This window comes from Acinetobacter sp. HY1485 (genome assembly GCF_027568475.1).
Lineage (GTDB): Bacteria > Pseudomonadota > Gammaproteobacteria > Pseudomonadales > Moraxellaceae > Acinetobacter.
This window is the reverse complement of the sequence record NZ_JANKZG010000004.1, coordinates 75571-96672: the sequence shown is the minus strand read 5'-3', so window position 1 is coordinate 96672 and position 21102 is coordinate 75571. Positions and strand designations below refer to the sequence as shown.

Annotated in this window: 19 protein-coding genes and 3 tRNA genes; 11 read left to right on the top strand and 11 right to left on the bottom strand. The window is 38.7% G+C overall.

The window, feature by feature from the left end; all coding sequences use genetic code 11:
- The first annotated feature begins 145 nt into the window (after positions 1 to 145).
- The gene (locus PCI70_RS05765) at positions 146 to 2632 is read left to right on the top strand and encodes a penicillin-binding protein 1A (protein WP_269914390.1); all 2487 of its coding nucleotides are present in this window, start codon (positions 146 to 148) and stop codon (positions 2630 to 2632) included.
- Between the two features lie 110 nt (positions 2633 to 2742).
- Here the strand turns inward: PCI70_RS05765 and PCI70_RS05760 are convergent, their stop codons facing one another.
- Genes PCI70_RS05760 through rsmH form a run of 7 tightly spaced genes read right to left on the bottom strand, consistent with a single transcriptional unit; the run spans position 2743 to position 10626 of the window.
- On the bottom strand, positions 2743 to 3540 hold the full coding sequence (locus tag PCI70_RS05760) for a putative RNA methyltransferase (RefSeq protein WP_269914389.1): 798 nt from the start codon (positions 3538 to 3540) through the stop codon (positions 2743 to 2745).
- A 48-nt stretch (positions 3541 to 3588) separates the two neighbouring features.
- Positions 3589 to 4707 (bottom strand): phospho-N-acetylmuramoyl-pentapeptide-transferase, encoded by a 1119-nt coding sequence (mraY, locus tag PCI70_RS05755; RefSeq protein WP_269914388.1) that lies wholly within the window; start codon positions 4705 to 4707, stop codon positions 3589 to 3591.
- On the bottom strand, positions 4708 to 6087 hold the full coding sequence (locus PCI70_RS05750) for a UDP-N-acetylmuramoyl-tripeptide--D-alanyl-D-alanine ligase (RefSeq protein ID WP_269914387.1): 1380 nt from the start codon (positions 6085 to 6087) through the stop codon (positions 4708 to 4710). It abuts the gene before it with no gap.
- Positions 6088 to 6090: 3 nt separating this feature from the next.
- Entirely contained in the window at positions 6091 to 7560 is a 1470-nt protein-coding gene (locus PCI70_RS05745; RefSeq protein ID WP_269914386.1) for a UDP-N-acetylmuramoyl-L-alanyl-D-glutamate--2,6-diaminopimelate ligase, read from the bottom strand.
- 10 nt (positions 7561 to 7570) lie between these two features.
- A complete protein-coding gene (ftsI, locus tag PCI70_RS05740) occupies positions 7571 to 9370 on the bottom strand; it encodes a penicillin-binding protein PBP3 (protein ID WP_269914385.1) in 1800 nt (599 codons plus the stop codon).
- 9 nt (positions 9371 to 9379) lie between these two features.
- Positions 9380 to 9718 (bottom strand): cell division protein FtsL, encoded by a 339-nt coding sequence (ftsL, locus tag PCI70_RS05735; RefSeq protein WP_269914384.1) that lies wholly within the window; start codon positions 9716 to 9718, stop codon positions 9380 to 9382.
- Entirely contained in the window at positions 9715 to 10626 is a 912-nt protein-coding gene (gene rsmH / locus PCI70_RS05730; protein WP_269914383.1) for a 16S rRNA (cytosine(1402)-N(4))-methyltransferase RsmH, read from the bottom strand. Before rsmH ends, ftsL begins: the two co-directional genes overlap by 4 nt.
- A 227-nt stretch (positions 10627 to 10853) precedes the next feature.
- Here rsmH and PCI70_RS05725 point away from each other — a divergent pair, with 227 nt between their 5' ends.
- The 6 genes from PCI70_RS05725 (at position 10854) to PCI70_RS05700 (ending at position 15874) form a co-directional block, all read left to right on the top strand.
- Entirely contained in the window at positions 10854 to 11111 is a 258-nt protein-coding gene (locus tag PCI70_RS05725) for a hypothetical protein (protein ID WP_269914382.1), read from the top strand.
- Between the two features lie 64 nt (positions 11112 to 11175).
- Positions 11176 to 12687 (top strand): glutamate--tRNA ligase, encoded by a 1512-nt coding sequence (gltX, locus tag PCI70_RS05720; protein ID WP_269914381.1) that lies wholly within the window; start codon positions 11176 to 11178, stop codon positions 12685 to 12687.
- An 87-nt stretch (positions 12688 to 12774) separates the two neighbouring features.
- A tRNA-Glu gene (locus PCI70_RS05715) sits at positions 12775 to 12850 on the top strand.
- A gap of 83 nt (positions 12851 to 12933) precedes the next feature.
- Positions 12934 to 13272, top strand: coding sequence for a hypothetical protein (locus PCI70_RS05710; protein WP_269914380.1), 339 nt, complete (start codon positions 12934 to 12936; stop codon positions 13270 to 13272).
- A 441-nt stretch (positions 13273 to 13713) separates the two neighbouring features.
- Positions 13714 to 14478, top strand: a complete 765-nt coding sequence (gene ompR / locus PCI70_RS05705; RefSeq protein WP_269914379.1) for an osmolarity response regulator transcription factor OmpR — start codon at positions 13714 to 13716, stop codon at positions 14476 to 14478.
- A 1-nt stretch (position 14479) separates the two neighbouring features.
- Complete coding sequence (locus PCI70_RS05700) at positions 14480 to 15874, top strand: ATP-binding protein (protein ID WP_269914378.1); 1395 nt, start codon at positions 14480 to 14482, stop codon at positions 15872 to 15874.
- Here the strand turns inward: PCI70_RS05700 and PCI70_RS05695 are convergent.
- The 4 genes from PCI70_RS05695 to PCI70_RS05680 all read right to left on the bottom strand — a co-directional run bounded on the left by PCI70_RS05695 (position 15857) and on the right by PCI70_RS05680 (position 18185).
- On the bottom strand, positions 15857 to 17365 hold the full coding sequence (locus PCI70_RS05695; RefSeq protein ID WP_269914377.1) for a hypothetical protein: 1509 nt from the start codon (positions 17363 to 17365) through the stop codon (positions 15857 to 15859). The two genes, PCI70_RS05700 and PCI70_RS05695, sit on opposite strands and share 18 nt — an antisense overlap.
- 169 nt (positions 17366 to 17534) lie before the next feature.
- Positions 17535 to 17610: transfer RNA gene (locus PCI70_RS05690), tRNA-Phe, on the bottom strand.
- 122 nt (positions 17611 to 17732) lie between these two features.
- Positions 17733 to 17808: transfer RNA gene (locus PCI70_RS05685), tRNA-Phe, on the bottom strand.
- A 35-nt stretch (positions 17809 to 17843) separates the two neighbouring features.
- On the bottom strand, positions 17844 to 18185 hold the full coding sequence (locus tag PCI70_RS05680) for a GNAT family N-acetyltransferase (protein ID WP_269914376.1): 342 nt from the start codon (positions 18183 to 18185) through the stop codon (positions 17844 to 17846).
- A 63-nt stretch (positions 18186 to 18248) separates the two neighbouring features.
- Here PCI70_RS05680 and hisB point away from each other — a divergent pair, with 63 nt between their 5' ends.
- From hisB to hisA, 4 genes are all read left to right on the top strand, one after another.
- The gene (gene hisB / locus PCI70_RS05675) at positions 18249 to 18842 is read left to right on the top strand and encodes an imidazoleglycerol-phosphate dehydratase HisB (RefSeq protein WP_269914375.1); all 594 of its coding nucleotides are present in this window, start codon (positions 18249 to 18251) and stop codon (positions 18840 to 18842) included.
- Complete coding sequence (gene hisH / locus PCI70_RS05670; RefSeq protein ID WP_269914374.1) at positions 18843 to 19460, top strand: imidazole glycerol phosphate synthase subunit HisH; 618 nt, start codon at positions 18843 to 18845, stop codon at positions 19458 to 19460.
- Between the two features lie 101 nt (positions 19461 to 19561).
- Entirely contained in the window at positions 19562 to 20155 is a 594-nt protein-coding gene (locus PCI70_RS05665) for a DUF805 domain-containing protein (protein WP_269914373.1), read from the top strand.
- 148 nt (positions 20156 to 20303) lie between these two features.
- Complete coding sequence (gene hisA / locus PCI70_RS05660) at positions 20304 to 21047, top strand: 1-(5-phosphoribosyl)-5-[(5-phosphoribosylamino)methylideneamino]imidazole-4-carboxamide isomerase (protein WP_269914372.1); 744 nt, start codon at positions 20304 to 20306, stop codon at positions 21045 to 21047.
- Positions 21048 to 21102: the final 55 nt, after the last annotated feature.

Genomic DNA, 21102 nt, shown 5'->3' with positions numbered 1-21102 from the left:
ATTTTTTATAAAAACAAAGTCTTTAACGAAAATGACTTGTTTGGAAGATCTAGGCGTAATAACGTATATAATACCCTGACGACGAGTCTTCTAGGCTATACTCACACGTTGTTGCCCCTATAGTGTATCAAAATAATCATTTGTTATGAAAATGTTATCCTGTTCTGGTCGAATTTATCCCTTTTTTTTGTTTCTGCTGATTTGCATTCTTGCCATACCAATGGGGTTTTATGGTATGTACTTGTATATTGCACCCTCATTACCCGAGATGAGCAGTTTACAAAAAGCACCGCTTCTTAAGCCTATTCAAATCTATACTTCAGACAATGAGCTCATTGGTGAATACGGTGGAAAACTCTCCGTTCCTGTGGAATATAAACAAATTCCGCCTACGTTTATCCATGCATTTTTAGCGGCAGAAGACTCTTCATTTTTTGAACACAGTGGTATCAGTTTTAAAGGTTTAGGGCGTGCTGTTAGCGAAAGTATTACAGGATCAGACGTACAAACAGGTGGCTCAACAATCACCATGCAGGTGGCAAAGAATTACTATTTAAGCCCAGAACGTACACTTAAACGTAAACTCACTGAGGTATTTTTAGCGCGCAAAATTGAGGAAAATTTAAGTAAACAAGATATTTTGACACTGTATGTCAATAAAATTTTCTTAGGTAAAAATGCCTACGGTATTGCGGCAGCTGCTAAAATTTACTACAACAAAGACCTTGCGCACTTAAGTATTGCACAAATGGCAATGATTGCAGGGTTGCCTAAAGCACCGTCAAAATACAACCCTGTTGCAAATCCAGAACGTGCCTTAGAACGTCGTAATTGGATTTTAGGGCGTATGTTGCAACTGGGTTATCTTAATCAAAAACAATACCAAACTGCGGTAGCAGAACCGTTGAATTTAGATATGCCTGAACGTGGTGTGGCAACACGTTTTCCTTATATTGGGGAAATGGTACGTTCAGAAATTGTTGATAAATTTGGGGCACAAGCAGTTGATTCAGGATTAAAAATTTACACGACCATTAATAGTAAACGTCAAGAATATGCAGAAGATGCCGTACAATCAGGCTTAGAAGCATATGACCGTCGTCATGGTTGGCGTGGTGCAGAGGCACATGATGAGCCTTTAACTAAATTTGTGCCTTACGCCAATACTTATCCAGTACAAGTAATTAAAGTAAACAGTAATAGTTTTGAAGCCCAATTTAAAGATGGCAATAAAGTGACTGTCCCTTGGGCAGGTATGGCATGGGCAGCACCTTATCGTAGTGCAAATAGTGTAGGCGGACTACCTTCTCGGGCATCACAAATTGTAAAAGTTAATGATATTGTACGCTTACGCCCACACGATAACACATGGTCTTTAGTACAGGTGCCCAAAGTGCAGGGTCAGATTATTGCACTTAATCCAAATAGTGGCGCAATTGAAGCTGTTGCAGGTGGTTATAACTACTATCAATCTACCTTTAACCGCTCATTACAAGGCTGGCGTCAACCAGGTTCAACCATTAAACCCTTTATTTATGCACTGGCTTTAGAACGTGGCATGACCCCTTATACCATGGTTGATGATGCACCCATTACGATTGGAAAATGGTCACCTAGAAACTCTGATGGTCGCTACTTAGGAACAATTCCATTACGTCGTGCTTTATATTTATCACGTAACACCGTGTCTGTCCGTTTATTACAAAGTGTTGGGGTCGATCGTGCACGACAACTTTTAATGGATTTTGGTTTACAAGAAAATCAAATTCCAAATAACTTTACCATTGCACTAGGTACACCGCAGGTACTTCCTATTCAAATGGCAACTGGATATGCCACATTTGCAAATGGTGGTTACCGTGTTCAGCCTTATTTTATTGACCATATTGATGATGCCTATGGCAAAACAATTTATAAAGCTAACCCTGAATATGCATGTATTCCTTGTATTTCAAGCAATCAAACTGTAGAAAATACAGATGACATTACACCTGACGATGAAGCATTTGCTAAACATTCACCACTTAAACAAGTAGATGCCAGTAAAAGTGATTATCGCCAAGCACAACGTCTCATTAAATCAAGTTCAGCTTATGATATGGCGAATATTTTAAGAGATGTAATTCAAGTAGGTACAGGACGTGCAGCACTTGCTATTGGACGAGATGACTTAGGTGGTAAAACAGGGACAACAAACGATGCACGCGATGCTTGGTTTGCAGGCTTTAATGGGAAATTAGTTGCGATTGCTTCTGTTGGATTTGACCAACCGACCACACTTGGACGCCGTGAATTTGGTGGTGTTGCAGCGTTGCCTATTTGGGTAAATTTTATGAAGAACTCATTGGCAGGCACACCATATGCTTGGGTAGATTTAGACCGCAACGCGGTTGACCCGACGGTACATGGTAAGCAACCAAAAGTAAATCCAAGTGAAAATCGCTCTTCTGCACCATTGGCACGTCCAACGTATAAACCTGCACCTATCCAACCAAAACCACAAGACAGTGATTTTGCCGACTTACCCGATGAAGAGCCACTTAAACCAACCACACAAGCTCCTCCAAAAATGCAAGAGCATAAAAAGCAAAATAGTGATGATTTAGAAAATCTGATTAACGAAGTTCAATAAATAAAAAAAGCCGTTTTTAAACGGCTTTTTTATTGGCTCTATGCTCATCATAATAAATGAGAAAATGGAGCACTCCATTATTTCAAATTAAAAGCATAATGTCTTAAATATCATTTTTTAATAAAAAGTAAAATATTAAAACAAGCGGTTACCTCAAAATTATTCTGTTTCTCTAATTGTTGTCTTTTCTCAGGTTTAGCCTTGTATGCATAAGGGGTCATTGCAATCAGATTTTTTAAATCTTCTGACGACAATGTTAAAGGAGCTTCTACTCGTTTTTGCTCTACCAAAGTAAAGTGATCTTGTAGCTGTTGCACAAATTTATTTGGTTCATGTAAATTCACCTGATCAAATAGTGCTTCACGCATTGCATATAAATGCTGTGGTGCAGGTGTCACCACCAAACAAAACCCATCTTTTTTAAGCACACGCAAAATTTCTTGTTGCGGTATTGGGCTAAACAAACTTGTACATATGCCAATAGATTTATCTTGAACAGGTAAAATAGCACCCGTTCCGACTACCCAAGTGATTTCACGATTAAGCTTAGCTGCACGCTGTACTGCAGTTTTTGCAATATCTACACCTATACAATGCTCAACATGCTGCTGCATCGCATCCGTGTAATATCCTTCCCCACAGCCAATATCCAATAATGTTTTTTGATTGAGTGTTTTTAAAATATTTTCGATTTCATTTTTTAAAGGTGCATAGTGTCCTTTAGACAAAAACTCACGGCGTGCTGTGACAGACTCAACCGTATCTCCTGGTGTTTTGCTGTGTTTATGTTGCACCACATGTAAATTAACATATCCTTGTTTTGCCAAATCAAAACTATGCGCGTTCTCACAACGCCAAGTACGCTCATTTAGCGTGAGTTGCTCACGGCAAACAGGACACATCAACATCTTCTTTCTCCACCAATAAAAAAGCTGGCATTTGCCAGCTTTTTTATTTTAACGTAATTTTAAGGTCATCAAACCTAAAACCACCAAGAAAATTGTGATAATCCAAAAACGGATCACCACTTGGGTTTCTCTCCACCCTTTTTTCTCGTAATGATGATGCAGGGGTGCCATCAAAAATACGCGTTTATTACGCATACGCAATGAACCAATCTGTAAAAATACAGAAATTGCTTCCATTACAAATACACCGCCCATAATTGCAAATACAATCTCTTGACGCACCATTACTGCTATCGTACCTAGCATTGCACCTAAGGCTAATGCGCCTACATCACCCATAAAAATTTGTGCAGGGTGTGCGTTAAACCACAAGAATGCTAAGCCTGCACCCACCATTGCAGAACAAATAATCACAAGCTCAGACGTATATTTAATATAAGGAATATGCAAATAGTTAGCAAAACGAAGATCGCCAGACAAGTAAGCAAAAACACCTAAACCTGCTGCAACTAAAACCACAGGCATAATTGCTAAACCATCTAAACCATCTGTTAAGTTAACGGCATTAGATGCACCGTTAATCACCAAATAAGTAAAAGCAATAAACGCTAAACCAATTGGAACAGCAGAAAGTGGAATACTTATATTTTTAAAAAATGGAATGAGCAAATCTAGCATGTTATGTGTAACCAAAGGATCTGCTTGCTGTTGTGAAATACAATACAACGCAATACCTGCACCTAAAGACCCTACTGATGTCCAAAAGAATTTTTTACGTGCGGGTAAGCCTGCGTTGTCTTTATAACGAATTTTAATCCAATCGTCTGCCCAACCTACAGCACCAAAAATCACCATGACACCTAACACAATCCATACATATGGGTTAGATAAATCTGCCCAAAGTAAGGTGCTTAAACCAATCGATAATAAAATAAGTACACCACCCATTGTTGGTGTACCCATCTTCTTCGCATGGTTTTCAGGCGCAAATGAACTGACTGCCTGACCATATTTAAGCGCTTGCAATTTACGAATCATGGTTGGTCCTAAAACCAAACCAATCGTCAATGCTGTTAATACACTTAACAACGCACGTAAAGTTAAATACCGCACAACACCAAAAGAACTGTCGTACCCTGCTAAATGTTCAAACAACCATAACAGCATTTATAGCTTCTCCATCACATCAGCCATCAACGTTTCCATATGAGTATAACGAGAACCTTTAAAGAGGAAACTCATGGTCTGAGGTTGATGTTTTTCAATCAAGTTAGTTAAATATGGCAGTGCTTCTGCCTGCGTAGAAAATGCGTGAATCTTGTCATGACCCTCTGCCATTGCACAGGCATATTTACCTACTGCAACCACAGCGTCTAACTGTTTTGTATTTAAGTCCTGCCCAAGCTGTTGATGTTCAGCCACAGCATCATCGCCTAATTCACCAATATCACCGACCACCATCACCTTTATGCCTTGTTGTTGTGTCAGCACATCAGCAGCTGCACGCATAGAGGTTGGATTAGCATTGTAAGTATCATCAATAAACAAATACTGTTGATGTTGAATAAAATTAAGGCGACCTTTTGCCCCTTTAGCTTGTGCTAAACCCGCCACAATATCAGATAGATTTATACCAATCGCTATTGCAAAAGCGGTTGCTGCAAGTGCATTTTCAACATTATGCTGTCCTGCAAAAGGTAACTGTACATCGGCTTGTCCGTGTGGGGTATGCAACGTAAACTCAGCAGATTGTGCATATAACTGAATTTGTGTGGCATATACATCACCCCCTGTACCAAAGCTGAGCTGAGGCTGTGGCGCAATATTTTTTATCTGACCTGTAAAATCATCATGCGCAGGCACAATCGCTGTACCATTTACGTGTTGGTAAATCTCAGACTTTGCCTTACAAATGCCTTCGCGCCCACCAAACTCACCTAAATGCGCCGTACCAATATTTAAAATACCTGCCACATGCGGTTGCACTAATGCAGAGGTATAATCAATCTCACCTTGATGACTTGCACCCAACTCCATTACTGCATATTCATGTTGAGGACATAACTCCAATAACATCATCGGCACACCTAAATCGTTATTTAAGTTGCCACGCGTAATTAAAGTCGGCGCTAAGCGAGACAAAATTGCACCTAACATCTCTTTTGTGGTGGTTTTTCCGCTACTGCCTGTTAGTGCAATCACCTTTAAATTCGGATACTGACGGCGACGATAAGTACCTAATGCACCTAGTGCCAAACGCGTATCGGGAACAATCAGTTGTGCCATATCAAGGCGTTCATTCACCTGCTCCACGATAGCAACTTGGCATTGTTGCTCTTGGACTTGATGTAAAAACTGATGCGCATCAAACCGCTCACCTTTTAAAGCTAAAAAAACATCGCCTGCTTCTGCATCACGCGAGTCTGTTAAAATGCGTTTAAATTCACCTTGTGGAATTGTGCCAAACCACACCCCACCTGTTGCTGCTTTAAGGTCTTCTGCTGTCCACGGGGTTAAATCGCCCGTGCTTGTTGTTGAGGTATGCATTATTTAATCCAAATTTTTTATTGCAGCTTGTACTTCAACCACGTCATCAAACCAATGGCGTACGCCTGAAATCTCTTGATAATCCTCGTGCCCTTTACCTGCAATCACCACAATATCGCCTGCTTTTGCATGGCGTACCACAAACTTAATCGCTTCACGGCGGTCATGGAGTTCATGCATTTGATGACCTGAAAAATCAATTTCTTCTTTCATATCATCAAAAATTTGCTCAGGGTCTTCAGTACGTGGATTATCAGAAGTAAGTACAATCGGATTAGCATGTGCTAAGGCAGCTTGTGTCATCAGTGGTCGCTTACCACGGTCGCGGTCTCCGCCACAACCAAACACCGCCCATAAACGTGCATCTACATGACGCTTTAAGCTAGTTAACACTTGTATCAAGGCATCGGGGGTGTGCGCATAATCAACCACAAATAAACGGTTTTTATCACGGATTACTTGCATGCGCCCTGGTGCGCCTTTTAACACACTTACATGCGCAACTAAATCCTTTAAATCAAACCCTAAAGCTGATACTGCGACTAAACTTGCTACTAAGTTTTCAACATTAAAATGCCCAAGCAATGGACTTTTTACAGTGTAAGTTTGGTGTTGATGGTTTAGCGTAAAGGTTGCACCTTCTAAACTAAAAGTTAGATCAGACACATAAAAATCAGCGTTTGAATCTTTTAATGAATAGGTCAAAACCTTTGGGTTTGCAGGATTTTGCTGTGCCGTCTGTTGCATTAAATCGGCATATTCATCATCTAAATTAATCACTGCTGTTTTTAGTGTTTCAAACTCAAACAGTTGTGCTTTAGCCTTTGCATAAGCTTCTAATGTGCCATGATAATCTAGATGGTCACGGCTTAAATTACTGTAAATAGCCACCACAATATCACAGCCATTTAAGCGACCTTGTGCCAAGCCATGTGAGCTTGCTTCTAAAGCAACAAAACGTGCACCTTGCTTGGCATAACCATGTAAAGCGTTTTGAAGTTGTAACGCATCTAATGTGGTATGTGACGATGGTACAAGCTCGGGTAAAATTCCATTACCTGTTGTTCCCATTACGGCGCAACGCGCATGTTGTAATGCAATTAATTCAGCAACTAAACGCGAGATTGTTGTTTTGCCATTGGTACCCGTAACGGCAACCGCTTTTATTGGACAAACAGGTTGCGTAGCATCTAAATATTGTTTTTGCCATGCACCCATTTTTAAACGTACATCAGCATCAACTACGCTATTGTCTATTCCTAAATCTTGTTCAGAAATAATACCCAATGCACCTTGCGCTAATGCTTTTTGAGCAAATTCTTTTGTACGTTCAGGTTGAGAGAGACTCGTCAACGCAATAAAAATTTGATCTTTTTTAATGGCACGACTGTCTAAACAAAACCCTGTAAATGCTTGTGTTACCCATTGGGGGCTCTTTTTAGTTGTGTCTATGTCTTGTAGCGTAATCGACATAACATCTCTCTTAATTGTTTGTTTGTTGGAGCGGACGATCTAACGGTACGTTTAATAAACGCAATGACTCTTGCATAATACGTGCAAACGCAGGCGCTGCCACCAAACCACCATAATATGCACCACGCGGGTTTTCTACCACCACAATCATGGCAATACGTGGATCACTTACAGGAGCAACCCCTGCAAATAATGCACGGTACTCTGTTTTAGAATACCCACGGCGGTCTGGGTTAAGTTTATGTGCTGTACCTGTTTTACCACCAACACGATATCCCGGAATTTGTGCTTGGCGTGCTGTACCACCCGGTTGCGTAACTTGTTCCATCATCAATAAAACTTCATTGGCAATTTTAGGATCAAGCACTTGTTTGCCTTCGGGTGCATGGTCTAATTTGTATAAAGACAACGGCATTTGTAACCCATGATTGGCAAGCATGGCATAACCTTGAGCCATTTGTAACACAGTTGCGTTTAAACCATAACCGTATGCCATTGTCCCAATTTCAGAGACATTCCAATATTTCTTAGGCAAAATTAAACCTGGACTTTCACCCGGAAAATGTACCGCAGAACGCTCACCAAACCCAACACGTTTAAAGAATGTAGGTACGGTTGGCGTTGGTAACGAAAGGGCAATTTTTGCTGCCCCCACGTTAGAAGATTTAATAATCACACCTGCAAGGGTTAATGTACCGTAGTTATGCGTATCGCGGATGGTATGATCACCAATTCTCATATTACCCGGTGCAGTATTGATAATGCTGTTTGGTGTATATTTTCCACTTTCTAGTGCCGCCGCAATAGTAAATGGCTTCATGGTAGAGCCAGGTTCAAACATATCAATAGCCCCACGGTTACGCATGGCATCTTTATTTTTTAAATCATTTTTATCATTTGGATTGTACGACGGCCAACTGGTTAGCGCTAAAATTTCACCTGTTTTTACATCCACTGCAATTGCTGTTGCAGAACGTGCATTATTGGCAACACCTGCGGCAGTCAATTCACGATACATAATATACTGCAAGCGCGAATCAATACTTAAAGTATAGTTTTTTCCGTTTTGTACAGGCTTAATAATTTCAGGTTCTTTAACACGGTTACCAAACTTATCACGAATGCTAGTTTGTAACCCCGTTACACCTGATAAATCATTATTAAGCTTCATTTCCAAGCCTTCCACCCCTTTGCCATCATTGTTGGTTAAACCAATAATTTGTGCATTTGGCTGGGGTTGTGGATAGTAGCGTTTATACGATTTTTCGGTATAAATGCCTTGGAAATTACGTTTTAAAATAATATCTGCTTGTGGCGGTGGTACTTCAGTTTTAAGTACCAAATAACGTGAATGCTGATGCTCATACATCTTACGTTTTAGCTCACCACGATCCATGCCCACTGCATCAGCAAGCTCGTCTAAATTAAAGTCTTTATCAGGCAGTTTTTGTTTGGGTTTACGGCGTTTTCCATCTGCAGAAGGTTTGGTCATTTCCTCATACAATTTTTTATTTTCAAAATAGTCACGCGGATCCATCACAATTTTCATGATAGGTGAGCTAATGGCTAACGGCACACCATTACGGTCACTAATGACACCACGCATCGCTTCAATTTTTTGATCACGCAAAATCAGCGCGTTGGCTTTAGTCTGCAAGAAATTTCGATCAATCACCTGAACATAAAAGGCACGAAAAACAAGGGTTAAAAAGCACAGTAAAACAACACCCCACATTAAATAAAAACGCCATTTATCCGTGGCAATCGTCGTTGTTGCTGTTACTGCTTGTTTTTTAGTTCGCTTAGCCATCGAGTAACCTTATTTCTTTTGCTCGAGTGAAGGTAGAGAAATGACAACCGTATCTGAGGCTGGCGGTGAATACATTCTCAGTTGAGTAACTGCACGCGTGCCAATTTGTGATGTCGCACCAAAAGTCTGCTGTTCAATCAGCAAACGTCCCCACTCAGCGTTTAAATCATCTTGTTCTTTTAAATAGGTGGTCATTTGGCGGTAATCATGGCGATATTCATATACCTCAAATACCACCATCAAAGCACTCACAAATAAAATTGCCACCAATATACCGTAGGTTGCAACCTTACGAATACGTCCTTGGTATTCAGGTACAACAACATCTACGAGTCCTTGCTTCTTCATTTTAGACCTTCAGCTACTCTAAGCCATGCACTGCGTGAACGCGGATTTTGTTTTACTTCTTCATCACTTGCTTTTACACGCGCTACTTTTTTCAAACGACGTGTATCTACTTGTTGCTGAGGTAAGCCCCAACCGTGATCTTCAGGCAAAGTCGATTCTTTTTGAATAAACTGTTTAATTAAACGATCTTCCAGCGAATGAAAACTAATGACCGCTAAGCGTGCTTGTGGTTTTAACATTTCCACGGCTTGGGGTAAAAAGTTTTCAATATCATCCAACTCTTTATTAATGGCAATACGAATGGCTTGAAAGGCACGCGTTGCAGGATGTTTATGTTTTTCCCATTTAGGATGCGCCACTTTCACAATTTCAGCTAACTGTGCTGTGGTTTCAATATCCCCTGCAAGCTTAATCGCTTTAGCAATACGGCGACTATAGCGCTCCTCACCATATTGATAAATCACATTAGCAAGTGCTTCTTCTTCAATCTCTAACAACCACTCACGCGCGGTCTGACCTTTAGAATTATCCATACGCATATCTAGCGGTCCGTTATGCATAAAACTAAAGCCACGCTCTGCTTGGTCAAGCTGAGGAGACGATACGCCTAAATCTGCCATCACGCCATCTACTTTCTCAATACCGCGTGATATAAGTTCTTGTTTTAAATCGGCAAAACTGGCATGAATAATATGAAAACGTGGATCTTCTTGTTCTAATTCTGCTGCCACTGCTAATGCTTGTGGGTCTTTATCAAACGCATAAACATGGCTATTGTCATCTAATTGAGATAATAAAAGACGAGAATGCCCACCACGTCCAAAGGTTGCATCAACATAAATTCCTGTATGACGGTTAGCTAATAAGCCTTCAATTGTTTCGTGAAGTAATACAGAAATATGTGACATAAACAACAGCATCAGAAATTAAGAAAGGAATTCCCTATTATCTATGGGTTTAGGTGAAGTTCCAAATAACTTTTTGTACAGAAATATTATTTTAGCATTGTAAGTTCTATTTTTTTATGCATTGACGTTTTTTTAATCTTTGATATGTACACAATTTGTAAAACAAAATGGTTTTCATTTGAGAATTACTTTCAGTATCATGCTATAAAATTTGGGGAACTCTTGTGATGCGTCACCTTATCTTTATCACTTTGTGCTTAAGTACTGTGGTTACACACAGTGCCACAATAGAACAACATCAAAAAGCAAAAGATGCACGATACTCACTCATTGAACGTGCCGCACTCAACCAAAAACATAGCGATATTGATGACATTAAAATGTTAACGACCATTCATGTCAAACCGACACAAACTTTTTTTGCCCAACAGCAAGAACAGTTTTCTCGCTTTTTACAGAATTTGTTTTTTTCGCATGAATCTTAACGGCTAGACGAAGCAATAACACTCGTTATAATGACAGACATAGATATTCAAAAAAGAATTGATTATGACTGTCCGTACACGTATTGCTCCTTCTCCTACAGGCTTCCCACATGTGGGCACTGCCTATATCGCTTTATTTAATTTATGCTTTGCCAAACAACATGGTGGCGAGTTTATTTTACGTATTGAAGATACTGACCAACAACGCTCAACGCCTGAATCTGAAAAACTTATTTTAGACTCATTACGTTGGTTAGGTATTGAGTGGTCTGAAGGACCTGACATTGGTGGTCAACATGCACCATACCGTCAATCAGAGCGTATGGGTATTTATAAGCAATATGCAGAACAACTCATTGAAAAAGGTCATGCATTTTATTGTTTCGCAACCGCAGAAGAACTTGACCAAATGCGTGCAGAACAACAAGCACGTGGCGAAACACCAAAATACGATGGTCGTGGTTTAAAACTTTCAGAAGAAGAAGTACAACGCCGCTTAGCTGCAGGCGAACCACACGTTATTCGTATGAAAGTTCCTGAAGAAGGCATTTGTAAATTTAATGACTTACTACGTGGAGAAGTAGAAATTCCTTGGGCACAAGTAGATATGCAAATTCTGCTTAAAACCGATGGATTACCGACCTACCACCTTGCAAATGTTGTGGATGACCATTTAATGGAAATTACACATGTTTTACGTGGTGAAGAATGGTTACCCTCTGCTCCAAAACACCAATTACTTTACCAGTATTTTGGTTGGGAAATGCCAACACTGTGCCATATGCCGTTATTGCGTAACCCAGACAAATCAAAACTTTCTAAACGTAAAAACCCAACATCAATCAGCTACTACAAAGATATTGGCGTACTACCAGAAGCCCTACTTAACTATTTAGGACGTATGGGTTGGTCAATGCCTGACGAGCGTGAAGTCTTTACGCTTAGCGATATGATGGAACACTTTGATGTTAAGCGTGTATCATTGGGTGGTCCTGTATTTGATGTTGAAAAACTCAATTGGCTCAATGGTCAATGGATCAAAAACTTGACACCTGCTGAGTTATTACAACGCTTACTTGCTTGGCAAAATAACCCACAAAAACTTGAAGATATTGCAGCAGCAATTCAACCACGAATTAATTTGTTGTCTGAAGCGGTCGATTGGGCAGGTTTTTACTTTAACCATATGCCAAATATTACAGCTGAAATGTTTGAGCATAAAAAACTAAGCCAAGAACAAGTTCGCCAAAGCCTACAATTTGCGATTTGGCGTTTAGAAAAAACCTTTACATGGAATAACGATACGGTAAGCCAAATTCTGATGGATCTGGCAAAACAGATGGATATTAAACTCCGTGATTTTATGCCAACGTTCTTTATTGCCATTGCAGGTTCAACTAGTTCAACCCCTGTGATGCAATCTATGGTCACAATTGGACCAGATTTGACCTATGCACGTTTACGCCGTGCCCTTGAAATTGTAGGTGCACCAAGTAAAAAAGAGTTAAAAGCGTGGGAAAAACTTAATGAAAGCCTTCAATTGCCGAAAAATGATGCAACTGACGCATCTAATTGATTTTTTAGCTTGACGGTTTAGCGTTATATCACTAATATAGCGCTCACACAGAGAGAGGTCCTCTACCTCAATCATTAAGTGTGATACGTCCCTATCGTCTAGAGGCCTAGGACATCGCCCTTTCACGGCGGTAACCGGGGTTCGAATCCCCGTAGGGACGCCAAATTCTAAAAAGCCACTGACACATTCAGTGGCTTTTTTTTGCTTATAAATCTAGAATAGGCACAAAACAAACTTGGAGTATTCATGCAATACCGTTGTCCTCAATGCCAAAGTGCTAAAATTATGCCTGTGGCGCAAGGTGCAAACACACCCCGTCCAGAAATTCCAAAAAGTTTAATGTTGCTTATTTTTTCTATTTTTATTTTACTACTTCTTGTGATTACCAGTATTGCCATGTGGTTATTTGGACACGGTGCAGGCACAAATATACAAATTGCGACCGTGATTGCATTTGTAGTTACAGCTGTAGCTGGTTTTTTATTTTGGCGTGACCTACCTAACTTTAAAGTTTCAATGCAAGCTTTTATGCAATCTCAAAAGGTATGGAAATGCCGTGAATGTAACCATCAATGGCAAGTATAAAAAAATCCAATAAGCATACAATAAAGTATGCTTATTTTTTATATACTTACAATAAATTTGATTATTTTTTAACCTCATGTAGGTAAATGTCCACTGCGTAAAAAAACTAAACCCTCTAATATGTGTTTTAACAATAATTAAAAAAGAAAACTTTTCTCCTCTTAGCCATCCAAGAGGAGAAAAGTTTTCCACCTTCAAACACACTTAGGGGAAACGACATGCAAGTACTAGAATGGACAGTTATGGCAGTATCACCAATCATTATTAGTTGTGTTATCTACGCATTAGGTCAAATGGTCTAACTTGAAAAAACCATACCCTGCTCCCATTTAGACTGTAGATATTTGTAATATAACTTAATGAATACATAGCCTTTTATGGCTTTTAAGCAGTATACTCAAGTTATCGACAATGATATAAATGATGAAAAGGGAGCACTTCATGAGTTTAGTGGTACCTGCTGACAATCACGATGTCCTTCATCCTGAGGGTGATCGAGTTGAACGTATTTTAGTGGTAGACGACGATGTTCGTTTACGTACACTTTTACAACGCTTTTTAGAAGATAAAGGCTTTGTCGTTAAAACTGCACATGATGCAACACAAATGGATCGCTTGTTACAACGCGAGCTTTTTTCACTCATCGTATTAGATTTTATGTTACCTGTAGAAGATGGTTTAAGCATTTGCCGTCGTTTACGTCAATCTAATATTGATACCCCTGTCATTATGCTAACTGCCCGTGGCAGTGATGCTGACCGTATTGCGGGTCTAGATGCAGGTGCTGATGACTATTTGCCAAAACCATTTAATCCAAATGAGCTACTTGCTCGTATCCGTGCTATTTTGCGTCGTCAAATTCGTGAAGTTCCGGGTGCACCAAGTCAACAAATGGAAGTGGTAAGCTTTGGTCCTTGGTCGCTTGATTTGTCAACTCGTACATTGACACGCGAAGGTCAGGTGGTGACACTTACAACAGGTGAATTTGCAGTACTTAAAGCATTGGTACAACATCCTCGCGAACCACTTACACGTGATAAATTAATGAACTTGGCACGTGGTCGTGAATGGGGTGCTATGGAGCGTTCAATCGACGTTCAAGTCTCTCGCTTACGTCGCTTAGTAGAAGATAACCCTGCCCGCGCTCGTTACATTCAAACTGTTTGGGGTGTAGGCTACGTTTTTGTTCCAGATGGTGCAGAATAACGTGTCACTTGAGCCAATTAATCCAAAGGAACTTATAGACGAGTCTGGATACTATGCTAAAAAGCGTACACCTGTAGAACGTTTTTTAGATAAAATAAAACCACGCACAACGGCTGTACGTACAACTGTACTTGTTGGTTTTGTGGTGTTTTTTAGCTTATTTATGTCCCTTTGGTTCTTTTGGCGAACATTATATTTACCTGAAATTCAGCAACACGCACGCTATTTGGCTGTTGAGCTAGATGTCATTCATAATCCTGATTTTCAGATTATGTATGATAAAAAACAAATTGACGTTGATACGTGGTTAAAAGAACGTTTGGGCGTAGAATATGTTACTGATCCAAAACAATATCCTGATGTAAAAGATAAATTATTAGCAGGATTTTTCACAGATCGTATCGAAAAACGTCTTGCACAAGAAATAAAAGTTAACCGCGATGATGTTATTGTTTTCTTTAAACTAAAACCGCTTCCAACGATTTGGGTACAAACACCCGATATGCACGGTCACTGGCTCAAAGAACCCTTAACCACATACGCAAACTACCATCCCGAGCTTATTTTTGGATGGCTATTTGGAATTCCAATTATTGCATGCATTATTATTTTAACATTAGTACGTCAACTTAACCGCCCGTTAAAACGTTTACAAAACTCAGCCAACGCATACAGTGATACGGGGACTGCACCCTATCTTACGACCAACCATGGTCCTTTAGAAATTCGCCAAGTTAATCAAGCTTTTAACCATATGATGTATACGCTTGAGCAAATTGAAAAAGATCGTAAAATTATGCTTGCAGGCATTTCACACGATTTACGTACTCCTCTTACCCGTATTCGATTGACTGCCGAAATGTTACCTGATGAATTTTTACGTGAAGGTTTAATTTATGATGTAGATGATATGGACGCAATTCTTAATCAGTTTATTTCTTATATGCGTGATGGCTCGGACGAAGAACTGTCAGAAACAGATTTAAACTGCGTATTGCAAGAACTCATCGTACAATTTCAGCCTTTAGATATTCGTTATACCGCTCATGAACTGCCTATTATTATGGCACGTACTTTATCACTTAAACGCTTAATTGGTAACTTAATTAACAATGCCAAACGCTATGGTGCAGAACCCATTGAAATCACCACAACCGTGGTTCATGATCAAATTCAAATTAGTGTAGCAGATTGTGGCGAAGGTGTACCTGAAGAGCAAATTCAAGACCTTATGCAGCCTTTTGTACGTGGTAATGCAGCACGTACTATTCAAGGTAGTGGGTTAGGCTTAGCTATTGTTAAACGCATAGTAGACCTTCACCAAGGTACGCTTATTTTACAAAACCGTGAACAAGGCGGTTTTGAAGCGATTATTTCTTTACCAATTAACTTTTAATTCGCTTACGACTTTTAAGATAACGCTAAAAACAACTAAACGTGTTAGCCACTTTGTCCAATCAATTGACTGACTACGCTTATGCTTTAGAACAATTTTACGGGGCTTTTCATCTAAAATTGGCTGTTTAATTTTAATTTTTGAATATACTTCATTGTTTTGATTTTCATCATCAAAAATTAAATTTAAAGCTGGCTCAAGTGTTTGGAGTGTCCCAGGAACAATATTATGGCTACGCTCTAAGGATTTAAAAATTGAAGGCGTTAAATCATAGTCATACCCAAACTTTTCTTTTGCCATAGCCAACCATTTATGCCGTAGTGAAGGCAACCAAAACCATGCAGGCAATACCATCACTTCACTCATATAACTGGTAGATGGTACAATAATAGGAAAGCACGACATCATTAACATCCCATTGGGTAGATGTGGACGCCATATCAAGATACTCGATAGCTTCAAATCAGAAAATGATAAACTTTTTGGGCAAGGATAATTAACAAGCCGATCTCCTCGCTTTAAATAATCTTGAAAATCTTGTTGATCTTTTTCTTTAGGTTGATGATTTTGTAATTTCTTTGCGATCTGCATTAATTGTTTTGGACAAGTTTGTCCCTTTGGATCAAATACAATATTACCTAAACAATTATCGCCTGTTGGTTCAAAAATTTGGTCATTACTTTGAATAAGTGCTGCCCAAACAACGACGCCTTCTTTATACAGTCGATGATAATTTTTAACCTGTTGATAAATTGGATCTTGCTTAACCCATTGTGGCGGAGATACTTGTAAATAATAACGATAATGCTTGGGTAATTTATAGATTTCTTTATTTATTTTAATATCCTGAAACGGATTTTCATAAATCATATTTCTACGTTGTTGTGGTTTATTAACATGAATTGCTTCACTGAAACATGCTTCAGGCTCATTGAATAACGTATTAATTAAGCTACGCTTGGGAAAATAATAAATCTTTTCTTCAAATACATGTCGCCAAAAACTTTGCTTTGATTGAGGATCAGAAAAACTAAAAGCAGCTTCATAAAATGCGTTCATTCCTAAATCAAAATACTTTTCAGAAAGCACAGAATGACAATAACGTACGACTGAGAATATTTTAAATTGTTGCTTATCTAATACATATGGAATTGCCAAAACCAGTGAAAAGGGGAATAAATCATAGTTACGAATTTCTAAACGAATTGCTTTAACTTTTCCTATTGGTAAATAAGCATAGCTATGATGAGCCAAAATTTGGTAAGGTAACGTTTGTGGATTGACATTCAAATTATCAATCAAGTCTGTAATACTTTCGCCATTTAAGAAGAAATTTAAACTATAGCTTTGATCCACTTTAGGTTTAAGTAACGTTGTATTAACCTTAGCTTCTTGTTTTAACTGATAACTAGCAATTGCCGCTAACATACCTGCTTTTTGCATGATCTGAACAATATAATCTGTCATATCAATTTGCGACGAATGAGTCATATCACCCCTTTCATAAACGCTATAACAAATCTTTCTTGTCCGTGAAAAATATATTTTGTTATATTCATTTTTTATAAAAAGTTAATTTGACATTATAAGGTATTCATTTAAAAAATAACTATTTTAAAAGCAAAAAAAATCCTAAGAAAACTTAGGATTTTTTTGAATATGGTGGCGAGACCCAGGATCGAACTGGGGACACACGGATTTTCAATCCGTTGCTCTACCGACTGAGCTATCACGCCAATGGGTGTATTAAGCCTTATTTGAATGAATACGTCAATCTCTTTTTTAAATTATTGAAACAAATGAATATTTTTTACGCAAAAAAAATCCCTGATGGAATCAGGGATTGAAAACACAAATATGGTGGCGAGACCCAGGATCGAACTGGGGACACACGGATTTTCAATCCGTTGCTCTACCGACTGAGCTATCACGCCAATGGGGCGTATTAAACAAGGTAATGCATTAAAGGTCAAGCCTTTTCATCATATTTTTTTAAATACTTTTGAATAACAGCGCATTTCGCTTGCCAATTGTGCGCAAGCTGTTCCTTTTTGTACACTTCACTGAGTAAACGATCTGCGATGCCACGTCCCCGATTTGCAGGATGTACGACAATATGATGAAGAAAGTGATCTTTTAACCATACAGCAGCAATCATCTTTGTATTAAATACGGCGGTATACAAAGTTGCTTGCGTTTCTTCAAACTGTCTAAATGCATCTTCACCATTTAAAAACTCTGGGCTATTGTTATATAACTTTATAAATTCTTCTTTTTTTACGGTCGTTTGACGATCAACGATCACAGGCATTGATTAACCCTCCTCAGCAATCTAATATACAAATCTAAGCAAAACATGTTAAGGAATGTGTCAATGACGCAACGTATTAGTGAAGTGGTAAGAAACACGAATGAAACCAAAATTAAAGTTCGCGTCAACCTCGATGGTACAGGTCAAGGCACATTGCATACAGGCGTTCCCTTTTTAGACCATATGATTGATCAAATCAAGCGACATGGTTTATTTGATATTGATATTCATTGTGATGGCGATTTAGAAATTGATGATCATCATACAGTTGAAGATTGTGGTATCACATTAGGACAAGCATTTGCACAAGCATTGGGCGATAAAAAAGGTATCCGTCGTTATGGACACTTTTATGCACCTTTAGATGAGTCACTATCTCGTGTAGTGGTTGATATTTCTGGACGTCCAGGTTTATTTATGGATATTCCATTTACACGTGCACGTATTGGAACATTTGATGTTGATTTATTCTCAGAATTTTTCCAAGGCTTTGTGAATCATGCCTTAATGACGTTACATATTGATAATTTAAAAGGTCAAAACAGTCATCACCAAATTGAAAGTGTATTTAAAGCATTCGCACGTGCATTACGTATGGCATGTGAGCAAGATCCAAGAGCGCAAGGCACCATTGCATCAACAAAAGGAAGCCTATAAATGACACGTATTGCATTACTTGACTATGGCATGGGGAATTTACACTCAGCAGGTAAAGCGTTAGAGCATGTAGGCGCACAAGTTGATATTACCAATGACCCTAAAATTATTGCACAAGCAGATAAAATTGTGTTTCCTGGTGTAGGTGCAATGCGAGACTGTATTCAAGGTATGCAGGCATCGGGTATTGACCAAGTGATTCGAGATGCTGTTTTAAATAAACCTGTTTTGGCAATTTGCGTCGGTATGCAAGCCTTACTTGAACGCTCTGAAGAAAATGGTGGTAGTGATGCCTTGGGTATCTTTAAAGGAACAGTAAAAGAGTTTCCAAAAACTCCCCATTTGAAAGTACCTCATATGGGTTGGAACAAGGTTCATCAAATTGACTCTACTCACCCGATGTGGAATAACATTGAACAAGATGCACGCTTTTACTTTGTGCATAGCTTTTATGTAGAGCCTGAAAATCAGGACTTAGTTGCAGCGACCTGTGACTATGGTTTGCCATTTTGTACCGCTATCCATCAAGAAAATTTGTTTGCTACACAGTTTCATCCAGAAAAAAGCCATACCGCTGGTTTACAGTTATTAAAAAACTTTGTTGAGTGGAAGATTTAATATTTATAGATCAAGTCTTTAATAGGGCTTGATCTTTATTTTTGTAGTTTATTACAAAATATTATAAAATAATACATAAATATAACAGTGAAAAATTTTCCATGGACGCACCTTTTAATTCTTCTTCGCCTCAATCAAATAGTATTTTTTCAGCGCAAGGACGTATTGGTCGTATGACCTACTTTTCTTGGCTATTTGTACTTAACTTTGTCACTAACTCTATTATTTATACAGCACTTTTTACATCTGGTTTGATGGTAGCACTCGCAAGTGTATTGTATACAGGTCAAATTTCATCGCCACAAAGCAGTACTACTTTTCTTGTTTTTATTATTATTGTGCTTTTAGCGATTTACTGTGTCACATTCTACTTATCTATTATTTTTACAATCCGTCGTTTACATGATCGTAACCACAGTGGTTGGGCATCTTTACTTCTATTTTTTCCACTTGTTAATTTTATTTTTGCATTTTACTTATATTTTGCAAAAGGAGATGAAGGTGTCAATCAATTTGGTGTTCAACGTATTACACAAGGTTGGGAAAAAGTAGTGACTTGGATTGGTATTGTTTTTAGTGTCATCTTGACGCTTTTAATGGCTGTTTTCATTTCTATGGCAATCAAAAACAATCAAGACTTACCAACTGTGTCACAAATTGAACAAACCACTATTGCATCTGAAGTGACTCAATAAAACTAAAAGGCTCATACTCACGAGCCTTTTTATGATTTATATTCCTACAAAAACATGTTATTTATAAATTAATCCCCTTTAGCAATTGATAAGTAGTTTGCTAAGATGAAGATAAATTTAACTTTTTGTGCCTTCAAGGAATGAAAATATGCTAATTATCCCTGCAATAGATTTAAAAGATGGCAAGTGCGTCCGCTTAAAGCAAGGACGTATGGAAGATGATACCGTATTTTCTGATGATCCCGTTGCAACAGCAACACATTGGGTAAATGAAGGCGCACGTCGCTTACACCTTGTTGATTTAAACGGTGCTTTTGCAGGTACACCTATCCACAAAAATGTAGTGGAATCAATTACCAAAGCACATCCAGAGCTTCCTGTACAAATTGGTGGTGGTATCCGTTCGCTAGAAACGATTGAACACTATCTAGAAGCAGGCGTCTCTTTTGTCATTATTGGTACAAAAGCTGCAAAAGAACCAGAATTTGTTGAAGAAGCATGTAAGAAATTTGCAGGACATATCATTGTCGGTATTGATGCTAAAGATGGCTATGTAGCAACCGATGGTTGGGCAAATGTACTTGATGTAAAAGCAACGGATTTAGCAAAACGTTTTGCAGATGCAGGCGTTTCTAGCATTGTGTATACAGATATTGCACGCGACGGCATGATGCAAGGCGTTAACTTTGAGCAAACCGTTGCACTAGCTGATTATTGCAAACTCCCCGTAATTGCATCAGGTGGTGTTACCAACATAGATGATGTACATGCATTGAGTCAGCATCCTTCCTTATTAGGTGCTATTACAGGGCGTGCTATTTATGAAGGTTCACTCAACCTGCGTGAAGCACAACTGGTTTTAGATGAAGTTCAACAGCTTAAAAATATTTAAAAAAAGAGGTCATATGACCTCTTTTTTATTAAAGTGAATCTAAATCATCAATTAA